Genomic DNA, 429 nt, shown 5'->3' with positions numbered 1-429 from the left:
CTTTTAGTTAGATAAACTAGCTAAAAAAGAGGTGTCCATGAGCCATAAACGTTACCCCGAACAATTCAAAATCGAAGCAGTGAAACAAGTCACTGTTGCCGGCCATTCTGTTGCTGATGTTGCTCAGCGTTTAGGTACCACCACACACAGTCTTTACGCCTGGATTAAGCGCTATGGTCCTGACTCTGAGGAACACCTTCATCAGTCTGCTGAGTCCGCAGAAATTCGACGATTACAAAAAGAGCTTAAGCGTGTTACTGAAGAACGTGACCTGTTAAAAAAAGCCGCGGCGTACTTCGCAAGCCACCCCGAGTAAGATACGCCTTTATCCAAGAACATCATCACAGCCACTCTGTGCGACATCTGTGTCAGTTATTTGATGTTCATCCGAGCGGGTATTACGCGTGGAGGAGCTGCGCAAAGTCGAAG

1 pseudogene is annotated in these 429 nt (G+C 46.9%); it reads left to right on the top strand.

What is annotated here, in order from left to right:
- Positions 1 to 37: 37 nt before the first annotated feature.
- Positions 38 to 429 (top strand): annotated as a pseudogene (locus JIG40_RS00835) (transposase); the annotation flags it as partial.

The organism is Vibrio sp. bablab_jr001 (genome assembly GCF_016464285.1).
Lineage (GTDB): Bacteria > Pseudomonadota > Gammaproteobacteria > Enterobacterales > Vibrionaceae > Vibrio > Vibrio fluvialis.
Note: the sequence above shows the minus strand (reverse complement) of the source record. Positions and strands in the feature narration are given on the sequence as shown.